This window comes from Providencia sp. 21OH12SH02B-Prov, assembly GCF_027362595.1.
Lineage (GTDB): Bacteria > Pseudomonadota > Gammaproteobacteria > Enterobacterales > Enterobacteriaceae > Providencia > Providencia zhejiangensis.
The window spans coordinates 884,729-908,785 of record NZ_CP114796.1 but is presented as its reverse complement, the minus strand read 5'-3'; the positions used below and the strand labels follow the sequence as shown (position 1 = coordinate 908,785).

17 protein-coding genes and 1 riboswitch are annotated in these 24,057 nt (G+C 42.0%); of the genes, 7 read left to right on the top strand and 10 right to left on the bottom strand.

Going from position 1 to position 24,057, the window contains the following annotated elements; translation table 11 throughout:
• Nucleotide 1 precedes the first annotated feature (1 nt).
• The 9 genes from recC to rppH form a co-directional block, all read right to left on the bottom strand.
• Nucleotides 2-3,376, bottom strand: coding sequence for an exodeoxyribonuclease V subunit gamma (gene recC, locus O7C57_RS04290; protein WP_269723669.1), 3,375 nt, complete (start codon nucleotides 3,374-3,376; stop codon nucleotides 2-4).
• Entirely contained in the window at nucleotides 3,354-3,731 is a 378-nt protein-coding gene (locus O7C57_RS04285; RefSeq protein ID WP_154622501.1) for a prepilin-type N-terminal cleavage/methylation domain-containing protein, read from the bottom strand. The genes recC and O7C57_RS04285 overlap by 23 nt, the downstream gene beginning before the upstream one ends.
• Nucleotides 3,731-4,171 carry a YgdB family protein gene (locus O7C57_RS04280; RefSeq protein ID WP_154622521.1) on the bottom strand — a complete coding sequence of 147 codons (441 nt, stop codon included), beginning with the start codon at nucleotides 4,169-4,171 and terminating at the stop codon, nucleotides 3,731-3,733. The genes O7C57_RS04285 and O7C57_RS04280 overlap by 1 nt, the downstream gene beginning before the upstream one ends.
• Nucleotides 4,171-4,755 carry a prepilin peptidase-dependent protein gene (locus O7C57_RS04275; RefSeq protein WP_269723668.1) on the bottom strand — a complete coding sequence of 195 codons (585 nt, stop codon included), beginning with the start codon at nucleotides 4,753-4,755 and terminating at the stop codon, nucleotides 4,171-4,173. Before O7C57_RS04275 ends, O7C57_RS04280 begins: the two co-directional genes overlap by 1 nt.
• A gap of 9 nt (nucleotides 4,756-4,764) precedes the next feature.
• Nucleotides 4,765-5,250, bottom strand: a complete 486-nt coding sequence (locus O7C57_RS04270; protein ID WP_154622503.1) for a prepilin-type N-terminal cleavage/methylation domain-containing protein — start codon at nucleotides 5,248-5,250, stop codon at nucleotides 4,765-4,767.
• Nucleotides 5,251-5,515: 265 nt separating this feature from the next.
• Complete coding sequence (locus tag O7C57_RS04265) at nucleotides 5,516-6,367, bottom strand: thymidylate synthase (protein ID WP_269723667.1); 852 nt, start codon at nucleotides 6,365-6,367, stop codon at nucleotides 5,516-5,518.
• Nucleotides 6,368-6,554: 187 nt separating this feature from the next.
• Nucleotides 6,555-7,454: a prolipoprotein diacylglyceryl transferase gene (gene lgt / locus O7C57_RS04260; protein ID WP_154622505.1), complete on the bottom strand. Its 900-nt coding sequence runs from the start codon at nucleotides 7,452-7,454 to the stop codon at nucleotides 6,555-6,557.
• Nucleotides 7,455-7,529: 75 nt separating this feature from the next.
• Nucleotides 7,530-9,776: a phosphoenolpyruvate--protein phosphotransferase gene (gene ptsP / locus O7C57_RS04255; RefSeq protein WP_154622506.1), complete on the bottom strand. Its 2,247-nt coding sequence runs from the start codon at nucleotides 9,774-9,776 to the stop codon at nucleotides 7,530-7,532.
• 4 nt (nucleotides 9,777-9,780) lie between these two features.
• Nucleotides 9,781-10,314 carry an RNA pyrophosphohydrolase gene (gene rppH / locus O7C57_RS04250; protein WP_163862869.1) on the bottom strand — a complete coding sequence of 178 codons (534 nt, stop codon included), beginning with the start codon at nucleotides 10,312-10,314 and terminating at the stop codon, nucleotides 9,781-9,783.
• Between the two features lie 113 nt (nucleotides 10,315-10,427).
• Nucleotides 10,428-10,528: riboswitch (TPP riboswitch) on the top strand.
• Between the two features lie 61 nt (nucleotides 10,529-10,589).
• On the opposite strand from rppH, the gene thiB reads away from it, so the two are divergent.
• The 6 genes from thiB to rluA all read left to right on the top strand — a co-directional run bounded on the left by thiB (nucleotide 10,590) and on the right by rluA (nucleotide 20,308).
• Nucleotides 10,590-11,594: a thiamine ABC transporter substrate binding subunit gene (gene thiB, locus O7C57_RS04245; protein ID WP_154622508.1), complete on the top strand. Its 1,005-nt coding sequence runs from the start codon at nucleotides 10,590-10,592 to the stop codon at nucleotides 11,592-11,594.
• Entirely contained in the window at nucleotides 11,570-13,183 is a 1,614-nt protein-coding gene (gene thiP / locus O7C57_RS04240) for a thiamine/thiamine pyrophosphate ABC transporter permease ThiP (protein WP_196713581.1), read from the top strand. The genes thiB and thiP overlap by 25 nt, the downstream gene beginning before the upstream one ends.
• Nucleotides 13,167-13,874 (top strand): thiamine ABC transporter ATP-binding protein ThiQ, encoded by a 708-nt coding sequence (gene thiQ / locus O7C57_RS04235; RefSeq protein ID WP_154622509.1) that lies wholly within the window; start codon nucleotides 13,167-13,169, stop codon nucleotides 13,872-13,874. Before thiP ends, thiQ begins: the two co-directional genes overlap by 17 nt.
• Before the next feature lie 53 nt (nucleotides 13,875-13,927).
• Nucleotides 13,928-16,279 carry a DNA polymerase II gene (locus O7C57_RS04230; protein WP_269723666.1) on the top strand — a complete coding sequence of 784 codons (2,352 nt, stop codon included), beginning with the start codon at nucleotides 13,928-13,930 and terminating at the stop codon, nucleotides 16,277-16,279.
• 380 nt (nucleotides 16,280-16,659) lie between these two features.
• Nucleotides 16,660-19,566: an RNA polymerase-associated protein RapA gene (gene rapA, locus O7C57_RS04225; RefSeq protein ID WP_269723665.1), complete on the top strand. Its 2,907-nt coding sequence runs from the start codon at nucleotides 16,660-16,662 to the stop codon at nucleotides 19,564-19,566.
• 88 nt (nucleotides 19,567-19,654) lie between these two features.
• Nucleotides 19,655-20,308 (top strand): bifunctional tRNA pseudouridine(32) synthase/23S rRNA pseudouridine(746) synthase RluA, encoded by a 654-nt coding sequence (rluA, locus tag O7C57_RS04220; RefSeq protein ID WP_154622512.1) that lies wholly within the window; start codon nucleotides 19,655-19,657, stop codon nucleotides 20,306-20,308.
• Nucleotides 20,309-20,584: 276 nt separating this feature from the next.
• On the opposite strand, the gene djlA is transcribed toward rluA, so the two are convergent.
• Nucleotides 20,585-21,397 carry a co-chaperone DjlA gene (gene djlA / locus O7C57_RS04215; protein ID WP_154622513.1) on the bottom strand — a complete coding sequence of 271 codons (813 nt, stop codon included), beginning with the start codon at nucleotides 21,395-21,397 and terminating at the stop codon, nucleotides 20,585-20,587.
• A 181-nt stretch (nucleotides 21,398-21,578) separates the two neighbouring features.
• Between djlA and lptD the strand changes: the two genes are divergently transcribed.
• On the top strand, nucleotides 21,579-23,945 hold the full coding sequence (lptD, locus tag O7C57_RS04210) for an LPS assembly protein LptD (RefSeq protein ID WP_167520935.1): 2,367 nt from the start codon (nucleotides 21,579-21,581) through the stop codon (nucleotides 23,943-23,945).
• Nucleotides 23,946-24,057 lie beyond the last annotated feature (112 nt).

The window sequence follows — 24,057 nt, the reverse complement described above, 5'->3', positions numbered from 1 at the left end:
TTTATTTTAAATGTTCTGCCATTGGCAGAAGGTAACGCTGAGTATTCTCTAACAGCGCCTGAATTAAATGTTGGTCGATATTCCTACAGATACGTAAGACATAGTCATCTTCCATTTCACCTCTTTTCATCGAAGATCCCTGAAGGCTCTGCATTAAAATAGACAACGCTTTTTGTTGGATCTCTTCAGAAGCAAAGTCATACTGCTTTGTCTTTTTATCAAAACAAGCTGACAGCCAGTTCCAACCACTCTGGTTCAGTAATAATAAAGGTGTGTTTAACCCTTTACAGTAGCCAGCGATTAGCTGCTCTAAGTAATTCTTCGCATCACTTTGTTTTACACTAGAAAAATGCCAAATGCTATTCTCTCGGCCCAAGGCAACGCTTTCACCTTCATTAACCGCTAAATTAAATAACAGATGTTCTATCCATAACTGAACACCATCGTGTGCTGTTAAATAAGCAGGCCGATATCTGAGTATTCCCTTCTCATGGGCATTTCTTAACACTCCGCTTATTTTGATGCCATTAATTTGAAGATCAATAACATAATCAGTTGGTTGGACATTTTGTTGTTTTATTTTTTCCGCTAAAGGCGCTATATCGTTAATTTGTTGCTCCCAATACAATTGACCAAACTGTTTCGCTGGCAGTTGCCCTGAAGCTTTTAGCGCTTGATATAAAGGCTGCGGATTTTCATCTTTGATTAACAGCGCCAAAATCCGTTCATTCATTTTATAACGCTGCAATTTGTCCAAAAGAAATGGCTCATCTTCTGGTAATTCTGTTTCTTCAATTGTGAAATGAACTTTTAAGCGCTGTTGGAAGAACGCGCGAATAGGATGCCGATAAAAACGTAATAACTGTTCAATAGAGATATCTGTCACTCTTTCACGTTCATCTAGCTCATAGATAAATGGCTTTCCCTCTTGCAGCACTGTTTCAGCTGCGGGTAACCACTCACTAGCAAAGCTTTGATATGGTGAATTAGCCATAAAGTTTTCTTTAGCAAACGGAACTCTGTTATGTTGATATACAAGATGTTTTTTAAGCCTTAACGCACTTTCATCAATATTCAGTTTGTCATCGCCTTGTAGGCAAAAGCTCTGACAAATGTAGTCCAACAATTCAGTCACTAACACCGATGGATTACAAACTTGATTATCCTGTATTGATAAACCGATGTAACTGATATAAAGCTGTTTGGCTGCTGAGTTCAACGCTTCTAGAAATAAATAGCGGTCATCATCTCTACGTTTTCTGTCTCCTCTAGCAGGCTTTTCTGCCATTAAATCAAACCCTAGTGGCGGAATACTTCTTGGATAGATACCATCATTCATCCCTAGCAAACAAACCACTTTGAAAGGTACCGACCGCATTGGCATTAAAGTACAAAAATTAACTGACCCGGCCAGAAAACGCTGACTAATTTTTTCATCATCAAAGCACACCGCCAACTCATCTCGAATTAAACGTAAAGATATTTGCTCATCGTAGCCTGAGTTTATGGCATTTTGCAGTATCTTATGCCATTGCTCTGTCACAAGAGTGAGTACTAACTCTGTCTCACTATCTGTTTGAAAAAAACTCTCAATGAGTTGCTGGCAAATATCTTGCCATTCATCAAGTGTTCTTTCCGTTGCTAATAACGTTCGCCACTCTTTTAATGTGCTAACCAGTAAAGCCAGTTTGCCCGCTAACTGTGCGGCTAAACCACTACATTCATCGTAAGGTAGAACACCATTCCAAGGGCCATATCGACTGTCCATCGCATAGCCTAGTAACATTCGACTTAATCCGAACTGCCACGTATTTTGCCCTATAACAGGCAGTGATAATGCACGCACATTATCATCATCTAACCCCCAGCGAATGCCTGATTCATTCACCCAACGGCGTAGTAACCCTAGCTCACTTTCATCTATATCAAAGCGTTCAGCAAAAGCCGAAACTTCCAGTAACGTAAGGACTTGCTCTGTAGAGAAACGGCTTTGTGGCAGGTCTAACAAGAGTATGAATGCCTGCAAAATGGGGTGAGCCTGCAAGGCTTTTCTATCAGATATAGAAAAAGGGATATATCGCTTAGTCGCGGTATTTCCAAAAACCGCTTGTATAAAGGGGGTATAACTATCAATATCTGAAACCATCACAATGACATCTCTCGGCGTTAAAGTGGGATCTTGTTCAAATAACGCCAATAAGTTGTCTTGCAATACTTCCACTTCCCTTTGTGCGCTATGACAAGAGTGGAAAGTAACAGACTGATCAGAGAGTGCTAAAACTCGCTTACCGATACTAGTACTATAAGCCCTTAAATCTGTTCCAAGCTGAGCGTGGTTTTCGAGGTCTAAAATGTCTTGCTGCAAATTCTCTAGCAGGCTATTGCGGTTCGTATCGACAAATGCTGAAATCTCATTTGCACTATCAATTTGCGAAATAAAGTAGAGGTTATCTCGTCCTAATTTTCCCCATGAGGCAAGTAATGGATTAGCTAATTCTTGCTCCCCCTCATCATTGAACAGTTCTTGTGCATGCTCCTCTATTTTAAAACGCGATATTTCATTCTTATCAATATAATGACGTAATTTTCTTTTCTGTAGCTTTGCCAAAAAAGAATGGCTGTGAATATCCCCCCAATAATAACGACAGGGATTGGTAAACATGAGGTGAATATCCGTGTGTTCCGCGATGGCACTTAATGCTTGCAGATAAACGGGGGGTAATGAAGATATACCACAAATAAAAATACGTTTTGGCAGCACATTATGTAGATTTTGACTGTTAGATAACTTATCAATAAAACTCTGATACAGGTTAGCTCGATGCCACGGTGATTGACCCAGTGATTGAGTATAATCGACCAACTGCAACCATAATCGTTTTTGCCATAATTGGTTTACCCCTAAACCATCAATAAGCTCATTTTGCTGCCATTTTTCAATCCATTGAGGCCGATAAACTAAATATTGGTCAAATAAGTCTGCTACTCTCCCTGCAAGCTGGTGTAACTTTCTTTTATCTAAGTCATGCTCAAGGTAATGACGTAACGGCTCAAAGTCATCCTCATCAATCACCGTAGGTAAAATTTTCATTAACTTCCATGTCATTGCTTGCTTGGTATAAGCACTTTCTTTCGGAATATCAGGCAATACCCGCCGAAACATATCCCAAATAAAAGTTGCAGGTAAAGGGTAATGAATATTCGCAGCAATACCAAAACGTTTTGCTAATTCTATCTGAAGCCATTGAGACATACCGGGGCTTTGTACCAAGATGATTTCTTGTGCGAACGGATGAGAAAGCGGTTCATTCTCCATTAAATGAGCTATTAACTCCTTTAGTAGCTCTAATTGATTAGAATGATAAACCTGAAACATTGTTATCTCCTGTTCTACAAAACCAGCGGTTTAGAGAAAATGATTGCTTAGCCGTTGATAGCATGATTGTTGTATCACTACAACTCTCAGACACTGAGAGAGTCTGTAAGTTTATCTGCCAATCGGGAGAAATAAACTCTGTATTTTCAAGCTGTGGCTCCATCAGTACCGCTTGACGCTCTAAATTATTTTGCAACACTCGAAATACGAGCGAATGATGATATATCCAATTGAAATTTAAGGCTATGTGTTGATTATAGCTTAATAACGCCATTAACAGGATAGCAAAAACGACCACAGCAACCATTGATTCTATTAATATAAAACCTCGCTGCTTATCATAGAGAGCTTTCATCAACAAAATCCTTTTTGTGTAACAGGGCAATAATCAATCCAACCTTTTATGCGTGGCCGAATTTTTTGCGATTTTGGAATCGCAGCTACCCAGCGATAAACGGTGACATGATATCGTCCTTGATATTCTCCTCGGCCTAATAAAACAAATTGCCCTCCTTTATAATGTTTAATGCAGCTTGTTCCTCCCTGTATTGGCATGGACTGACATTGCCAAGTCGCCCCCCGATAGGTGCTTAAGCGCCAAGATTGTTGCAACCCCCATGCCAGCGCTGATTCCGCCAGATTGAAAGCTTCTATATATTTCTTTTCACGAAAAAACTCATCACGTGCATTTTCTTGATAAATGTGTAATGCCTTTAACAACAACAGCCCCATCGTCATCAATATCATTACCATCACCAAAGCGATACTGCCTGTTTGGTTGCCGCCTAGACGCATCACAGATTTCTCAACAAAACAGCTGTTTTATAGTGAAAACGTTTATTAGGTAAATTGGGGCTTTCAACGCTTAAATACATTTCAAGTATTGACTCCGCTTCATGCCAATTAAATCGCAATGAATTCACGCTAATCCTTAAAGGATCAAACAAGGATTGCCATCGTTTACCGTCACAATCTTCCACATTTCGATTCGACTCCAATTTGTGACCATTTAATCGATAACCAAAAAAATCAGACTCTTTGCTTCTCGCTCTAACAGGCCGCCATGAACCCGATAAGTTTTGGTCGTAAGCAAAAATAATGCATGAATTAGGATGATGACTTAAAAATTTCGCATCAATTTTCATTGCCTCACCTTGGCATGAGGCGCTACTACAGTACCCAATTCGTCTAAAATCCTTTTCCATATTAAGAAGCACTTGTCTGATCTCCCTGTCAATCTCGTATTGAATATACGACTGGTGAGTTTGTTTAAATAAACGAGGAAAAACGGCCGTTGCCGCAATACAAACCAAACTGCTGATTGCCATTGCGAGCAATACCTCTATTAATGAAAACCCTTGCTGCTTATTTATATTCATTGAAAAACCCTAGCAACGAGGAATGCCTACGATTTTGTTATTGCTACAATGTCTCAAGCGCCCTAAAGCTGACAGAACAATGGTTATCTGCCCAAAATTATTTTTTAGCTTGAGACTAAAAGCACGACTTGTTCCTTGTTTACCATAGAAATCGACAGATAAACGACTTACGGATTGTATTTCAACACCTGCATACGGAGTCGATGCTAATACCGCTATTTGCCTCTGGTTTGTTGCTTCTTTAAAGGTAAGCTTCCAATCCCCTTGTGTGGTATCAATGAATAAAACACGGTGCTGATTTAAATAAATACCCTCCATGAAATGGCGATAAATAAATACGCTCACTTGCCGAGCGGCATCAACTAACTGTAATTTTTTCTGTTGTTGTTGCCAGCTATATAAAGCGGGTAGCAATGCTACAGAGCAAATGAACATCACCACTAACATCTCAATAAGCGTGAAGCCTTTGTTATGTTTTTCTATTTCAATATCCATATATTGCTGCAATGTCCTTTGCAAAATGAGTGTTTACTATGGATAGCAAGACGGCATAAAAATAGCCCCAAACGACTAAGTTACGCGATGCTTCGCAATAAAATGTAAAACTGGCAATCATTTTCAGCCATTTTAGGTAGCGCTTCGTAACAAGCAGAACAAGTTAAAGAAAAGAGCATGAAGTGCGTTAGAAATGCGATAAAAAAAGCTAAGGCACGGTAGGAATGACCATCGCCTTAGCTCTCTTAAATCAGTTTAAACTGCGTTATACCGTAAAGGGGTATTTGATAGCTTCGTGACATTGATAGCCTTCAATCGTGAAGTCATCTGTGCTCACCCAAGTTTCAATATCTTCTAATGTTTTAATTTGAGGGTTTATCAGCAATGAAGGCAAAGGGAAAGGCTCACGCTTTAGCTGTACATCACGCATTAGTGGCAATTGGTTTTCATAAATATGTGCATTCACAATTTTATGATAAGCCTTACCCGCTTTATGACCCGTAATTCTCGCCATGAGTGCCAATAGTACAAAACACTGTACTTGGTTAAAGTTCAAACCAAGCGGCACATCACAGCTACGTTGGTAAGAGGTCAAATGGAGAGTATCACCTAATAAAGAAAATGTATGGGTGTGCATGCAAGGACGCAAACACCCCATTTCAAATTCACCAGGATTATAAAAGGTAATAATTTCCGCTCGGTCGTCAATGCCATTTTTTAGGTTGTTCACCACCTTTTTAAGTTGATCGAGGTGTGTGCCATCAGGACGTTGCCAAGAGCGTCCTTGAACACCGTACACACGCCCCATATCATCCTTCCCTTTACGATGAGGATTACTTAACCAAGCTTGGTTTTCATTGGCATTGGCATTCCATGTATTACAACCAATTTCACGAAATTGTGCTGCGTTATCATAGCCACGTAAATAACCTAATAATTCAGCAATCGCTGCTTTATAAAAGCTTTTACGGGTTGTGATTAATGGAAACAGGTTATTCGCGACATCATATTCTAAGTCGGCATTGATCACGGTTAAACAACGTACTCCCGTACGTTTATTTTCAACCCACTGCCCCTCGTCAATGATACGCTGACATAACTCAAGATACTGCTTCATAGTGACTCTCTTACTCGCGAGATAACAAATGTCATCAACATCCGTTACCTTATTGTATTTATAATGCTTTAACTCATCAGCCCCTAGCTAAATGGCAATGTAAGCCACGCAAAACATACTCAAGAATGGGGTAAACATGCATAAACATTTTCAACCACTCGATAACTTGAGTATGGCAAAGCAACCTTTATTTACTGGCTTGCTCTACTTTTTCTGGCTTATGCGCTGGAATATTTTTACCGTATTTGTAGGCCCAAATAATCATTAAGATACCAATTATGATCATTGGTATGGATAGAATTTGTCCCATACTAATACCGCCAAATAGACCTAATTGCGCATCTGGCTGCCTAAAGAATTCAACAATAATCCGGAATGCGCCGTAACCAATTAAAAATAAACCTGACACACTCCCCATAGGACGAGGTTTGCGCACAAATAGGTTCAGGATCAGGAACAGAACAATACCTTCTAAAAACATCTCATAAAGTTGGGAAGGATGTCGTGGAAGCACACCATATTGCTCTAAAGTAGGTAGCAATGAAGGGTCTTGTGCCGCAAGCTGAATATCTTCACTGCGCGAATGAGGGAATAAGAAAGCCCACGGTGTATCAAGTGTCACACGTCCCCATAACTCACCATTAATGAAGTTACCGATCCGCCCCATTCCAAGGCCAAAAGGAATTAACGGTGCAACAAAATCAGAAACTTGTAAAAAACGGCGGCGAGTACGGTGTGCAAACCATAACATTGCACAGATCACACCAATCAAACCACCATGGAAGGACATGCCGCCATCCCAAACTTTAAATAAATAAAGTGGGTCATCAAGGAAAACAGGAAGATTATAGAAGAAGACATAACCGAGTCTTCCACCAACAAATACACCTACGAAGCCAACGTAGAGTAAGTTCTCAACTTCATTTTTTGTCCAACCACTGTTAGGTTTATTTGCGCGACGACCTGCCAGCCATAAAGCAAAAACAAACCCTACAAGATACATAAACCCATACCAGTGAAGCGATACTGGCCCAATCGAGAACATTACGGGATCAATTTCCGGAAATGCTAAGTAGCTGTTACTCATCGTTCCCCACTTTATTTGTTAATCTAAAATCATTGCGCATCATAGCACAGCTCATACGCAGGTGAATAAGGCTGATTAGATCCCACCTCGGGCAAAACCACCAAGCCCGTTTTTTTCCATAAATTGGCTAATGATCAACCTGATGTTCTCGCTTGTCTCAGCCTTTAAGATATCAGGAACTAATTTTTCGACCATATCAGACTGTAGCCCACGGATAAGGTACTTAACTCTCGGTACACTTCTTCCACTCATACTTAAAGAACGATACCCCAAAGCAATCAACGCTATCACACCTAAAGGCTGTCCTGCCATTTCACCACACACACTCACCGGCAAATCAAGACGATGACACTCTTCATAAACTTTAGCTAAAAAGCGGAGCATTGCGGGATGAAGGCTGTCGTAGATAGCAGCCACATGCGTGTTATTGCGGTCTACGGCAAGCAAATACTGAGTCAGGTCATTTGTACCAATTGAAATAAAGTCTACCCGTTCTTTTAACTCAGGAAGCAAAAACAGTAAAGAAGGAACTTCAAACATAACGCCAATTTTAGGTGTTTGTACCGTTTGGCCGATCGCTAAGCTGACTTCCTCTTTTGCTCTGTTAATCAATGCAATAGCTTCATCGACTTCATTGATGCTGGTGATCATCGGCAGCAGTATGCGCAAGTTTTTTGTTAACACGTTTGCATGTAGCATCGCTCTTAATTGGATCAAGAAAATTTCGGGTTGATCCAACATAACGCGTATACCACGCCAACCTAAACAGGGGTTTTCTTCACTGATAGGCATATAAGGCAATTGCTTATCTGCACCGATATCCAACGTCCTTAGTACCACCGGTTTATCTGCAAACAAGTGCAAGATTTCTTGATACAACAGTTTCTGCTCATCTTCTGATGGAAAACCATTGTGCAGCATAAAAGGCAATTCCGTCCGATACAGCCCAACACCATCAACTGCCACATTAATTTGTTGCTCATAACGGGGGCTTAATCCTGCATTTAGGTGAATATGAACTGATTCACCGTTTTTCAGCACAGATTCTTGCTCAAGGGCACCTTCCGCTAAACGGCTAAGCACATCCTCTTCTGCGATGATTTGCTTATATTCCTGAGTAATAATATTTTCAGGTTCAATAAAAACTTCCCCTCGATAGCCATCAAGGATCAAAAAGCGGTTATGCAATAGGGATGGATCAATATCTGCTCCCATGATTGCAGGGATCCCCATCGCGCGGATCAAAATAGCGGAGTGAGAATGTGTCGCACCATCACGAACGATCACCCCAGCCAACTGCTCTAAAGGCATTTCTGCCAATAGGCTAGCACTTAGCTCATCAGCCACGAGGATAAAGCGTTCTGGCCATTGATCTATTGAAGATAAACTATCATCTAGATGGAATAATAAGCGTTGGCCTAATGCACGAAGGTCGGCTCCTCTTTCTCGTAGGTAGAGGTCACGTAAACGAGAGAATTGCTCAACATAATCCTCAATAACTGTCTTCACCGCCCACTCAGCGACAAAGCCTTGTTCTATAGCGGAAAACAGCCTATTTTTCAGTTGAGGATCATGCAATAAATGGTTATATAAATCGAAAATTGCCGCACTTTCTTTTTGAGAATGAGCAATAAAGCGTTTACTAATACGTCGACACTCAGATGCTGCATTTTCGATAGCGGTAATGAGACGTTGTTTTTCATCATTTTGGTCTAATGCACTGGCCTCACAAATACTGTCAAATGAAGGCTGTGAACTATCTTGCCAGCCATAAGCCATCACAATCCCTTGAGAAACAGGAATTGCTTTAATACGGCTCTGCCTGTACTGACCAAACACGCCTTTAGCCTGAGCTTGTGATAAGATAACCGCCAGTTGCATTGACAGTGTCACCATGAATGATTCTTCAGTTTCACTGAAAAAACGCCGCTCGTGCTGCTGAACAACTAAAACACCTAATAGCTGACGACGGTAGACAATAGGCACACCTAAAAAGGCTTTTAGTCGCTCTTCTTTTAATTGGGGAAGGTATTTAAATTCGGGATGTTCGCGGATATCAGCGAGGTTTAGCATTTCAGATTGGCGTCCAACCGCCCCCACTACCCCTTCATCAAATCCAAGGCGAATAGCAACACCGCTAGGTTTTCTCAACCCGCGGGTTGCCATTAAGTAATAGCACTGGCGCGAATGGTCGGCCAAATAAATGGAACAAACATCCGTCTGCATTGCATAACAAGTTTCGTTAACTAAGACTTCTAACGCCTCGGTTAAGCTTGTCGCCATTGCTACTTTTTCAACAATATCACGTAGACGCGTCAACATGATTTTATCTCGCCCCGCGTCTACGGTGAGTAAACGCAGGTCTCTGTGCCGGTTTTTGTTCCTGTAATGACATTACAACGGGTGCAAACTCTTTCATGACGCGGCGATACACTTCCCGTTTAAAAGAGACCACTTGTCTTACAGGGTACCAATAACTGACCCATCGCCAGCCATCAAATTCTGGCGATTTACTGCGCTGAACGTTTATATCTGCTTCATTGCATTGAAGTTGTAGTAAAAACCAACGCTGTTTCTGCCCAATACAAACAGGTTTTGTGTCCCAACGCACCAAACGCTTGGGTAATTTGTAACGCAACCAATTGCGAGTTGAAGCCAATAACCTAACATCTTTTCGTTGTAGGCCAACTTCTTCGTACAGTTCACGGTACATAGCCTGTTCTGGCGATTCCCCTGGGTTTATTCCCCCCTGAGGGAATTGCCATGAATGTTGACCATAACGGCGAGCCCATAAAACTTGCCCTTGCCGATTACAAATTACAATTCCTACATTCGGGCGGTAGCCATCATCATCGATCACCAGACTACCTCAATAACCAAATTTGAAAGATGGCTAATTGTTTCACACATACCCAAACTGGTAAACCTATATCAATAGAGTTTGCAGATATGAGCAAAGACACTACAATAGCCTCTGTCTCAACGGGGTGCCGAAATGGTTATTTAGGCTGAGAATTAACCCGTAGAACCTGATCCGGGCAATGCCGGCGTAGGGATTTGAGCTACCAGCAGCATAATATTGCTAAGGTGCCTTCTCAAATCCTGTGTAGTTTTCTCTCTAACGCAGGAAATAAAATGTTAAAAAATTCACTCTTTCGCTCTTTGTTGGCATTCACAACACTCAGTTTGGCCCATTTTGCATGGGCAGAAAAACCAACATTAACTGTTTATACCTATGATTCTTTTGCTGCCGAGTGGGGACCTGGGCCACAAATTAAAAAGAATTTTGAAGCACAATGTGGTTGTGAACTCAAACTTGTGTCACTTGGAGATGGTGTAGCCCTCCTCAATCGCTTACGCATGGAAGGGAAAAAAACGAAAGCTGATATTGTATTAGGCCTCGATAATAATCTTATTGTTTCCGCTGAAGAGACGGGTTTATTCGCACCCGCAGATATCAACACCGATACCATGAAATTACCCATAGCGTGGGATAACACCACGTTTATTCCTTATGACTATGGTTATTTTGCTTTTATCTATGACACCAACAAAATCAAAAATCCCCCCAAGAGTATGAGTGAATTATTAGATAGCACACAACCTTGGAAAATTATCTATCAAGATCCACGCACAAGCACACCGGGCCTCGGTTTAATGTTGTGGATTGAAAAACTTTATGGTGATAAGTCAGCAGATGCATGGCAAAAAATGGCTAGCAAAACCCTTACCGTGACAAAAGGTTGGAGCGAATCCTATGGTTTGTTTTTAAAAGGTGAAGGGGATTTTGTCCTTAGCTATACATCATCACCCGGCTATCAGATCCTTAATGATAATAAAGATAACTATGCCGCAGCCCTCTTCGATGAAGGGCATTACATGCAAATTGAAGTTGCGGCAAGATTAAAGACGAGTTCTCAACCTGAGTTAGCTAAGCAATTCTTAGCCTTTATGTTAACCCCTGAATTTCAAAATACCTTACCCACCACCAATTGGATGTATCCCGTGATTGATATACCGCTACCTGACGTATACAAGGTTCTTCCTATGCCTAAAAAATCATTACAGTTTAGTGCTCAAGAGGTAGCTAAAGAACGTCAATCATGGATCCGGTTATGGCAATCCGCCGTCAGCCGTTAATTAATTTATCGCTGATTCCGGGGGCGTTAGCCTCCGGTTTATTAGTCACGGTTGCACTATTGGCTTTTGGTGCACTTTGGATTTTTTCGCCCGTCATCTCCGTTAACGACATTTTTAACGACAGCTATTTATGGCATGTCATTGGATTTACTTTTTGGCAAGCTTTTCTCTCTGCCCTATTTTCTGTTCTTCCCGCGATTATACTTGCTAGAGCGCTTTATCGGCGTAGGTTTTTAGGTAGGACCCTGTTATTACGTCTTTGTGCTATGACGCTCGTTTTACCCGTGCTTGTGGCTGTGTTTGGTATTTTATCTATTTACGGAAAAACAGGTTGGCTTGCTCTCGTATTTCAATATGTTGGCCTTGAATATCATTTCACCCCCTATGGCCTTCAAGGCATACTGCTCGCGCATATTTTCTTTAATATGCCACTCGCGACGCGTATGTTGTTGCAATCACTTGAGAGTATATCGATAGAACAACGTCAAATCGCCGCACAACTAGGCCTAAATGAATGGCAACAGTTTCGTCTTTTAGAGTGGCCTTACTTGCGTAGGCAGATGTTGCCTACCGCAGCACTTATTTTTATGCTCTGCTTCGCCAGTTTTGCTACTGTACTGGCTCTTGGCGGAGGGCCAGCAGCAACCACTATCGAGCTTGCGATTTATCAAGCCTTAAACTACGACTTTGACCTTGGACGTGCAGCCATTCTTGCTCTAATCCAGCTTGTCTTTTGTGTCGGTTTAATGTTTCTGAGCCAAAAGATAAACAGCCTATTTTCAATAGGCCATAGTCAGCATGCTCAATGGTATGATCCTTCAGATAATAATTTCCGTCGCATACGTGACGCCATTGTGATTATTGCGGCTATTTTATTTCTTGTGCCACCGCTCTTAGCGATTATCGTTGATGGTTTAAACGGGCGTCTACTTGATGTTCTCAGTCAATCCGCGCTTTGGCAAGCCGCTGCTACATCACTATTTATCGCCTTATGTGCTGGCCTACTGTGTGTTTTACTCACAATGATGCTGCTCTGGAGCAGCCGTGAACTTCGTTTACGCCGTGCAATCAAGCTAGGACAGGCAATGGAGCTTAGTGGATTATTGATTTTAGCGATGCCGGGAATTGTCCTCGCCACCGGTTTTTTTATTCTATTTAATGAAACAATCGGCCTACCTGACTCCCCGTATGCGTTAGTGATAATGACCAATGCGTTACTGGCTATCCCTTATGCACTAAAAGTATTGGAAAATCCTATGCGAGACCTCGCAGAGCGTTATAATCCACTTTGCCATTCATTGGGTATTAGCGGTGTTCATCGATTACGTATCATTGAATTGAAAGCCTTAAAAAAACCACTCTCTCAAGCCCTTGCCTTTGCTTGTGTCATTTCTATTGGTGACTTTGGTGTGGTGGCACTATTTGGCAATGAAGATTTTCGCACCCTACCCTATTACCTGTATCAACAAATAGGGGCTTATCGAACAAATGATGGTGCCGTTACCGCTATGTTGCTACTTTTAATCTGTTTTGCTTTGTTTAGCCTACTCGAACGTATATCAGGAAAAGATCATGATAGAGTTAAATAAAATTGATTATCAATATGATAGCCTGAATATGCAGTTTAATTTTTCCATACAAGCAGGCGAGCGAGTTGCCATCATGGGGCCTAGTGGTGCAGGAAAAAGCACATTGTTAAGCCTCATTAGCGGCTTTCAATTAGCAAAAAGTGGCTCCATTTTATTAAATGGAGAGGATCATACCTATACGCCCCCAGCGAAACGCCCTGTATCCATGTTATTTCAGGAAAATAATCTCTTTGCTCATTTGAGTGTTAGGCAAAACATTGGATTAGGGCTACACCCCGGTTTACGGTTAAATCAACAACAGGTACAACAAGTCGAATTGATCGCAGCTCAGGTCAGCCTTGATGAATTTTTAGATAGATTACCGGCTCAGTTATCAGGAGGTCAGCGCCAACGAGCCGCATTAGCACGTTGTTTAATCCGCCAACAGCCTATCTTGTTGCTAGACGAACCATTTTCTGCCCTCGATCCCGCCTTACGTAATGAGATGTTGTTACTACTCGATGAAATTTGCCTATCTAAAGCCATAACACTGGTAATGGTGTCGCATAATATAGAAGATGCCTTACAAATAGCACCTAGAACAATGATCATTCATGATGGCGCTATTGCGTACGATGGTAGCACCAAGACATTATTATCAGGGAGCAATCCCGCGTCAGAATTACTGGGTATTACAAAAAATACTGTATAAAACCCCACCTATATCGTATAGTAGGTTCGTTAATTGTTGACGCGAGCCTCTCTATGCCTCAATTTATGTCTCCTGCTGAAAAAGGCTTTATTCTCAGCCGTCATTGGAAAGATACCCGCCAAGGGGTTGAAGTCAGCTATTGGCTGCTGACTGATCATGGCGCTCGCAAGGTCACTGTACCTATCCAACAAGCCATCGCATTTATTCCTATTTCATCGCTCCCCACAATACAACCTTGGTTAGACAAGCAAGCTAATTTGACATATCGCCCCGTCGAACTGCGCGATTTTCATCGTGAAAAAGTGTGCGCAATCTATTGCCATCAATACCGCCAGTTACAAAATCTCGATAAGCATTGCCAAGAGTTGGGCGTAAAACTGCTAGAAGCGGATATTCGCCCTTGCGAGCGCTATCTCATGGAACGTTTTATCACTGCGCCAGTCTGGTTTTCACAAAATCAATATGGTGAATATCACCTTAAACCTTGTGAAAGTTATCGCCCCTCAATTAAAGCTGTTTCTCTAGATATCGAAACCAGTCAACATGGCGAGCTATACTCCATTGGGCTTTCAGGCTGCGGTGATAATGTCGTGTTTATGCTAGGGCCTGAGCAAGGAGCTGCACTCACTCAAGAGCACCGGCTAGTCTATGTGAATAGTCGCCCTCTATTACTGGAAAAGCTCAATCAATGGCTACAACAGTCTGATCCTGACGCCATTATCGGCTGGAATCTCATTCAATTTGATTTAAACATATTACACAAACATGCCGAGCGCTACGGCGTCCCACTGTTGCTTGGCCGCCAAGGAAAAAAGTTAGAATGGCGTGAACATGGCTTTAAACAAGGTGTATTTTTTGCCTCTGCTGAAGGGAGGCTAATTATCGATGGGATTGATGCTCTCAAAGCTGCCACGTGGAATTTCGCTTCATTCAGTTTAGAATTTGTTGCACAAGAATTGCTGGGGGAAGGAAAAGCAATCGATAGTCCTTATGACCGTATGGATGAAATCAATCGGCGGTTTCATCATGATAAACCAGCGCTTGCACACTATAACATTCAAGACTGTATTTTAGTCCATCGCATTTTTGAGAAAACAGATTTAATGGCTTTCTTGCAAGAGCGTTCCACCGTCACAGGACTTGCCGTTGATCGAATGGGTGGCTCTGTCGCTGCATTTTCACATTTATATATCCCGCGCCTGCATCGACTAGGGTTTGTCGCACCAAATCTTACCGAACAAAAATTACAGCATAATCCCGGTGGTTTTGTGATGGATTCACAGCCTGGTTTATATGACTCGGTTTTAGTTCTTGATTATAAAAGCTTGTATCCATCCATTATTCGCACCTTTTTAATCGACCCCGCAGGCATGGTTGAAGGACTTGCCTCCCCGAATCAACACGCGTCTGTCAGCGGTTTTCGTGATGCATGGTTTTCACGTACCGTTCACTGCTTACCTGATATTGTTAGCCATATATGGCAAGGACGAGATAAAGCGAAACAACAAAATAATGCGCCATTATCGCAAGCGTTAAAAATCATTATGAATGCCTTTGCGGGGGTGTTAGGCGCTGAAGGATGTCGCTTTTTTGATCCTCGCCTTACCGCATCCATTACGATGCGTGGCCATGAAATCATGAAAATCACTAAGCAATTAATTGAGGAAAAAGGCTACCAAGTCATTTATGGCGATACTGACTCAACCTTTGTGTGGCTAAAAAAGTCGCATACACAAGAGCAAGCACAACAAATTGGCTTTGAACTCCGTGATTACGTGAATAATTGGTGGAAGGAACATTTACGTGATGAATGGCAATTGAATGGGGTTCTTGAACTTGAATTCGAAACGCATTATCGACGTTTTTTAATGCCAACTATTCGAGGGTCAGACTCTGGCAGTAAAAAGCGATATGCTGGACTCAGTGGCGATAACATGGTGTTTCGCGGATTAGAGACAATCCGTTCCGATTGGACACCTTTAGCGCAATATTTTCAAAAAGAGCTCTATACACGTATCTTTCATCGTCAGCCCTATCGTGAGTTTATCCGCGAATATGTACAGTCTATTCGTCATGGCGACTATGATAAACGTCTCATTTACCGTAAACGGTTACGCCGCAAACTATCTGACTATCAACGTAATGTACCACCACATGTCAAAGCCGCCCGCAAGGCAGATGAGTATAACTTGGCACAACAGCGTCCCCAACAATATCAAAATGGCGGTTGGATAAGCTATATCATCACGCTTGCAGGTCCTGAACCCCTTGAGATTATTACGGCTAAACCTGACTATGAGCACTATGTTCTGAAACAGATAAAACCTATCGCCGATGCTATTTTGCCTTTTTTACAAGACGATTTTGATACCATTTTGACAGGCCAGATAAATTTACTGTTTTAAAAGGATTAATTTTTGTGCAATTTTTTGCTAAAATAATGGGCTATCCATCCCGTTTTAAAGTGGGAGCCTCTCTTGTAAATGCAAAGAGAAAACACAATATTAAGCAACAATAAAAAAAATAGTATTTTATAATACGTTGTTGTTTTTTTAACAGGTGACGATAAGCCTTGCTTGAATTAATATAACGCCCCTTTGGTATCTCGCACTTCGTTACTACACAAAAATTTGCGAGACAATTAGCAATAATTGTCCTTCGGGCAACGACTACAATTAATATTCATATTGCCCTTGTTTTACCAACACAAAGTGACGGCAAATATATAATTAGCCTGAAAAAATCTAAAAACAAACTATCAAAATTATGGAATTGAGTTAAACCTATGCCATTTACTCTTGGTCAGCGCTGGATCAGCGATACAGAAAGCGAGCTCGGATTAGGCACCGTTGTGGCTATTGATGCCCGTATGGTGACTTTACTTTTTCCCGCCAGTGGTGAGAATCGTCTCTACTCACGTCATGATGCACCTATTACCCGAGTGATGTTCAATGAAGGTGATACCATTACCAGTCATGAAGGCTGGCAGCTCAAGGTCGAAAGTGTCAAAGAGGATAACGGCCTACTTATTTACAGTGGTACTCGCCTTGATACAGATGAACAAGATGTTACCCTGAGAGAAGTTTTTCTCGACAGTAAATTAACATTTAATAAGCCACAAGACCGTCTATTTGCAGGTCAAATTGACCGCATGGATCGCTTTGCCTTACGTTATCGTGCCCGCAAGTTTCAAAGTGAGCAAGTGAAACACCAAGCAACAGGTCTACGAGGCATTCGTGCCAGTTTAATACCTCACCAATTGCATATTGCCAATGAAGTCGGTAAACGTCACCATCCGCGCGTATTACTTGCAGATGAGGTCGGTTTAGGTAAAACAATTGAAGCCGGTATGATTATCCATCAACAGTTGATGGCAGGCCGAGCAGAACGTGTTCTGATTATTGTACCTGAGAGCTTACAACATCAGTGGTTGGTTGAAATGTTGCGTCGTTTCAACCTACGCTTTTCTCTGTTTGATGATAGTCGTTATAGTGAAGCGCAACATGACAGCGATAATCCATTTGAAACAGAACAACTGGTTCTGTGCTCATTAGACTTTGTTCGTCGTAACAAGCAACGTTTCGACCTACTTGTCGAGGCTGGCTGGGATATGATGATTGTGGATGAAGCTCACCACTTACAGTGGAGTGAGGCTGCACCAAGTCGTGAATATCAGGTCATTGAAAGCTTAGCTGAGCATATTCCATCTGTGTTGCTACTGACGGCAACGCCGGAACAATTAGGCCAAGAAAGCCATTTTGCGCGCCTTCGTTTGCTTGATCCAAATCGCTTCCATGACTATCAAGAATTTATCGATGAGCAGGCTAACTATCGCCCTGTTGCCGACGCTGTCTCATTATTGTTATCAGGTGAAACGCTCACGCATGATCAACAAAATCTTCTCAATGAGTTAATCAAAGAACAAGATATCGAGCCATTATTGAAAGCAGCGAATATTGACAGTGCAGACGGCACCGCCGCCCGTCAAGAGTTAATCAGCATGCTAATGGATCGACACGGTACCAGCCGCCTATTATTTAGAAATACACGTAATGGCGTTAAAGGCTTCCCACACCGTGAGTTGCACTCATTAAAAATGCCACTGCCTACCCAATACCAAACAGCCATTAAAGTTGCAGGTATTATGGGGACGAAAAAAGATCTCGAAACCCGCGCTAAAGAGATGTTATACCCTGAGCAAATTTACCAAGAATTTGAAGGTGAAAACGCAACGTGGTGGAACTTCGATCCTCGGGTTGAGTGGCTGCTCGGCTACTTAATGGCAAACCGCAATGAAAAAGTGCTGGTTATCTGCGCGAAAGCTGCAACAGCGCTACAATTAGAACAGGTTTTACGTGAACGTGAAGGGATCCGAGCCGCGGTATTCCATGAAGGCTTGTCATTGCTTGAACGTGACCGTGCCGCGGCTTACTTTGCTTCTCAAGAAGATGGCGCACAAGTGCTACTTTGTTCTGAAATTGGTTCTGAAGGCCGTAACTTCCAATTTGCGAACCAATTGGTGATGTTTGACTTACCATTTAACCCTGATCTTTTAGAACAGCGTATTGGTCGATTAGATCGTATTGGTCAAACTCGCGATATTATCTTAAGCGTGCCTTATTTAGAAAACACCGCACAAGCCGTGCTATTACGTTGGTATCATGAGGGCTTAGATGCTTTTGAGCACACTTGTCCTACAGGCCGCACCATCTACGATAAATACTATCAACAACTGTTGCAATACATGGCTGAGCCAACAGTCACAGACGGCTTTGATGAGTTTTTAAAAACCTGCCGTGAAGAGCATGAAGCATTAAAATCACAGCTAGAACAAGGCCGTGACCGTTTGCTCGAAATGCACTCTAATGGGGGGGAATCAGGTATTAAATTAGCTGAAACCATCGGTGCTGAAGACAATGATACTGAATTGGTCAATTTTGCACTCAATCTGTTTGATATTGTAGGTATTAATCAAGAAGACAAGAGTGATAACTTACTGATCTTAACCCCTTCAGATCATATGTTAGTACCGGATTTTCCTGGCTTACCACAAGATGGCTGCACCATCACCTTTGATCGTGAGCAAGCGCTGTCTCGTGAAGACACTCAATTTATTAGCTGGGAACACCCAATTATTCGCAATGGATTAGATTTAGTTTTATCTGGTGACACGGGTAGCTGTGCCGTTTCTTTATTGAAAAACAAAGCGCTACCTGTCGGTACATTGCTAACGGAATTAATTTATGTTCTCGAAGCGCAAGCACCGAAAAACCTGCAAATTAGCCGTTTCTTACCAGCAACGCCGATTCGTTTATTAATTGATCTCAAAGGGAATAACCTTTCATCACAAGTTGAGTTTGAAAGTTTTAACCGCCAACTCAATGCGATCAATCGCCATATGGCAAGCAAATTGGTTAATGCGGTTCAAAATGAAGTGCATTCGGTACTAAAATTGTCGGAGCCTATGGTAGAAAAAGAAGCTGAAGTGCTGATTGCTAATGCAAAAGAAGCCGCAGATAAGGCTCTATCACTGGAATTGGCACGACTTGAAGCGCTGAAAGCAGTTAACCCGAATATTCGTGATGAAGAGTTGTCTGTCATTGAAGAGGAACGTAAACAATTGAACGATAATATCGGACAAGCGACATGGCGTCTTGATGCGATTCGATTAGTTGTTGTGACTCATCAATAATCACATCCTTTTAATGTTAAATCGTCAATGATTTCTCCCTCAAATGAGGGAGAAATCATTTTTATAAGACTCAGGAGCTTTATTTTTTATGATGGAACCCTACCATCCCCCTATCGAGCCTTGGCTATATGTTCTGTATCAAGATGAACATATCATTGTCGTAAATAAGCCAAGTGGGTTACTGTCTGTTCCCGGTAAAGCCCCTGAACATCATGATAGTATTATGAGTCGTATCCTTCGAGATCACCCGAATGCAGAATCTGTTCATCGTTTGGATATGGCGACCAGTGGTGTCATGGCTGTTGCTCTGAACAAGCCAGCAGAACGGGAACTTAAACGCCAATTTCGCGAACGTGAACCGAAAAAACAGTATATTGCGCGTGTTTGGGGCCATCTGGAGAAGCAAGAAGGATTCATTGATTTGCCTCTAATTTGCGACTGGCCAAATCGCCCAAAACAAAAAGTGTGTTTTGAGACTGGGAAATCGGCACAAACTGAATACCAAGTTTTGGAATATGAAGAGCAGGCAACTCGTGTAAAACTTTCCCCTATCACCGGCCGTTCACATCAATTGCGCGTTCACATGTTAGCGCTAGGCCACCCTATCCTCGGTGATCGGTTCTATGCTCATGAACAAGCACGTGCACTGGCTCCACGTTTACAATTACATGCGCAAGCGCTTTATATTACTCACCCAGCCTATGGCACTCCTATGCATTTTAGCTGCCAACCCGATTTTTAGGTTTATTTAATCATATGAATAAAAAACCATCATACGTAATGCCAATAGCACCACGTTATGATGGTTTAAAAAGTATTGTTCTGTTTTTGATATAACATGTGCCTTTAACGCGATACTTCATAAATACTCAATATCGGATAGGCATTTTCCTCAATAGTTCGTGCTAAAGCTAAGCATCCTGTGATGCGACTCCCTAGCAGCATATATCAGTATGTGACTAAGGACTCGCCAATGAAAATAACAACGCTATAGAACGAAATATGACGGGAAAAGAGATTATTTGAAATTCCGCTCTCTCTTAATCAAATCATAGGCAGCCTGTATTGACTGCGTTTTCTGTTTCGCGATTTCCATCATCTCTGGAGGCAACCCTTTTGCTATCAGTTTATCTGGATGGTGCTCACTCATTAATTTACGGTATGCGCGTTTAATGGTTGTGGGGTCATCATTAATGGAGACGCCAAGCACTTTGCATGCATCTTCAATTGTTGGCCCATTAGAAGGCTGATAATGACCACCTGATTGATGCGAGTAGCCATGTCCAAATTGCCGCCCTCCTTGGATCATGTCTAAGAATTGCTCAAATTGTGTTTTCGAGATCCCCAGTTCTTCAGCGATAATAAACAGGACTTTTCTTTCATTTGGGTGCAGGTTGCCATCGGCAAATGCCGCCTGTAGTTGAATTTCCAGAAACATCTGAATTAAGTCAAAGCGACCATAGCAAGCCATACGTAATTGTTTAAGGACATCACGCAATGGAAAATCAGGTGATTTACCTTCTCTAAATGCTTGTTGAGCCGCCTTACGTGTTTCGCCATGTATCTGCATTCTGTCCATCAAGTTTGATGCTAATTGAATGTCTGTCTCGGTTACACGGCCTTTTGCTTTTGTTAAATGTCCGAGAATTTGGAAGGTACTGGCGAAGAATATGATCTGGCGATCGCGCTTATTCATCGCACCAGAAAATTTACGTTGCGCTGATGCTTTATCAAAACCATGACCTAAAATTAACCCTACAAGTGCGCCCCAGAAGCCTAAACCCGAGACTATTGCGAGTACAACACCTATAATTTTGCCCCAATAGTGCATATATCCCTCAATTCTTCAATGCTCAGAATGCAATTTTGCATTATCATACTATCCATTCTGCTCGGTGCATAACTACAAGCGCGTAAAGTTTTTTACATTATACTGGCGCAATGTAGTTGGCTAAGTTAGTCTTTGAGCGTTTGCCGGCTATGCCAATTACGACGGAACCGCATATTTAATGATGAAAAAAAGCTATCCAACACTACTTGCCACCATGGTATGGGCGGCAATTTACAGTCAGCAAGCGCATGCTGACCTTGCAGCACAATGTATGCTGGGCGTCCCTGTTTATGACAAACCGCTGGTTAAGGGCGATCCTAAAGATTTACCGATACGTATCACTGCTGAAGACGTTCAGGGTGAATACCCTAACTTTGTCGAATACAAAGGTGATGTTGATATTCAACAGGGTAACCAAACGTTAACCGCTGATACCGTAAGATTGACACAAACAAACCCAGATAGTGCTGATCCGATCCGTGAAGTCACCGCAACAGGTAACGTTCACTATGACGACCCACAGATTATTCTAAAAGGCCCAAGCGCATGGTCTAATTTGAATAATAAGAATACCGATGTCGATGATGGCAACTACATGATGGTTGGCCGCCAAGGACGCGGCGAAGCGAAAAAAATGAAAATGCGTGGTGAAAACCGTTATTCCATCATGGAAAACGGCACATTCACCACCTGCCTACCCGGTAATAATAGCTGGAGTGTCGCTGGCTCAGAAGTCATCATTGACCGTGAAGAAGAAGTCGCTGAAATTTGGCATGCCCGTTTTCGCCTTGGTGATGTGCCGGTATTTTATAGCCCGTACATGCAATTACCGATTGGTAATAAACGTCGTTCAGGCTTCTTAATTCCAACAGGCAGTTACTCCAATAATGATGGGCTGGAATTTTCACTGCCATATTATTGGAATATTGCACCAAACTACGATGCCACGATTACGCCGCAATTTATGACCCATCGAGGTGTAAAATTAAATAATGAATTCCGTTATTTAATTACGCCAGGTACGGGAACAATCGCCTTTGATTTTATTAATCACGACCGTGCTTATATCAAAGACAAAGAGCGTAATAAACGGGATGCACGTGACAGTAATGACCGCTGGTTATTCTATTGGCGCCATTCAGGGACGTATAACCAGCATTGGAACTTCAATGCCGATTATACCAAAGTGAGCGATCGTCAATATTTTACAGACTTTAGTTCTCAGTATGGTAGTACTACTGACGGCTATGCGACCCAAAAATTCAGTACGGGTTATTCCGCTGAAAATTGGAATGCCACTTTAACTCATAAACAGTTCCAAATTTTTGTGGAAGATCCAAATCGACGCGCATACAAAGCCGAGCCTCAACTGGATTTTAACTACTACAAGAATAATTTAGGTGCTTTTGATTTACACACCTATGCGCAAGCCGCGCGTTTCACGAGTGTAGGTAAAAACAACCCAGATGCAACTCGTCTGCATATCGAACCAGAACTCAGCCTACCGCTATCAAACGGTTGGGCAAATATGAATAACAGCTTCAAACTGTTAGCAACACATTATGACCAAGACATCCCTAAATCGAATAAAAATGAGAGTTTAGAAAAAAATGTCACCCGTGTGTTGCCGATGTTTAAAAGCGATGCAAAAGTTGTTTTCGAGCGTAACCTGCTTGAAGGCAGTGATTTTGTCCAAACGTTAGAGCCGCGTGTTCAGTATCTGTATATTCCATATAAAGATCAGGACAATATTAATAACTATGACTCCGCACTGCTTCAATCCGACTATAACGGTTTATTCCGTGACCGTATTTATAGTGGTCTTGACCGCATTGCTTCGGCAAACCAATTTACCACTGGTGTGACGACGCGTATTTATGATGAAACCCTAACAGAGCGTTTTAATTTTTCTGTTGGACAAATTTACTACTTTGAACGTCCTCGCGCAGGTAACTCAAGCCTACAGATCGACGATAAGAGTAATACCGGTTCCTTATTATGGGCGACAGATTCATACTGGCGTATTAATGATAAGTGGGGTGTCCGTGGTGGGCTTCAATATGACCGCCGTTTAGGCAACGTCACGATGGGAAATGCGATTACCGAGTATCGCATTGATGCGGATCGTTTGTTACAGTTAAACTACCGCTTTGTTGACCGTGACTATATTCAAGCAACATTCCGTCGTGATGAATCAGGCGGCTATACTTACACCCTCCCTGAATACCAAAAAGGTATCTCACAGGTTGGTGCCGTATTAAGTTGGCCACTGAGTGAACGTTGGGGCTTTGTTGGCTCTTACTACTATGATACGAAACAACAACAGTCCGCCAGCCAATTGGTTGGTTTACAATACAACACCTGTTGTTGGGCGTTTAACGTAGGCTATGAACGTAAGATTGTTGGTTGGCAAGAAGATAAGTTTAGCAGCGAATATGATAATAAATGGTCATTCAATGTGGAACTTAGAGGCCTAAATAACAATCATAGTTTAGGTAGTCAGGAAATGCTGAATAGAGGTATCATGCCTTATCAGCGTGCATTCTGATAATAATTATATACTTACATGTGCTGCTAACTAACTTCAAATACTTCGAGCTATACCCTTTTCAGCTCGCAAACGAGAACGTAAAAGCAGCACGAATCAAACGATTAACCTG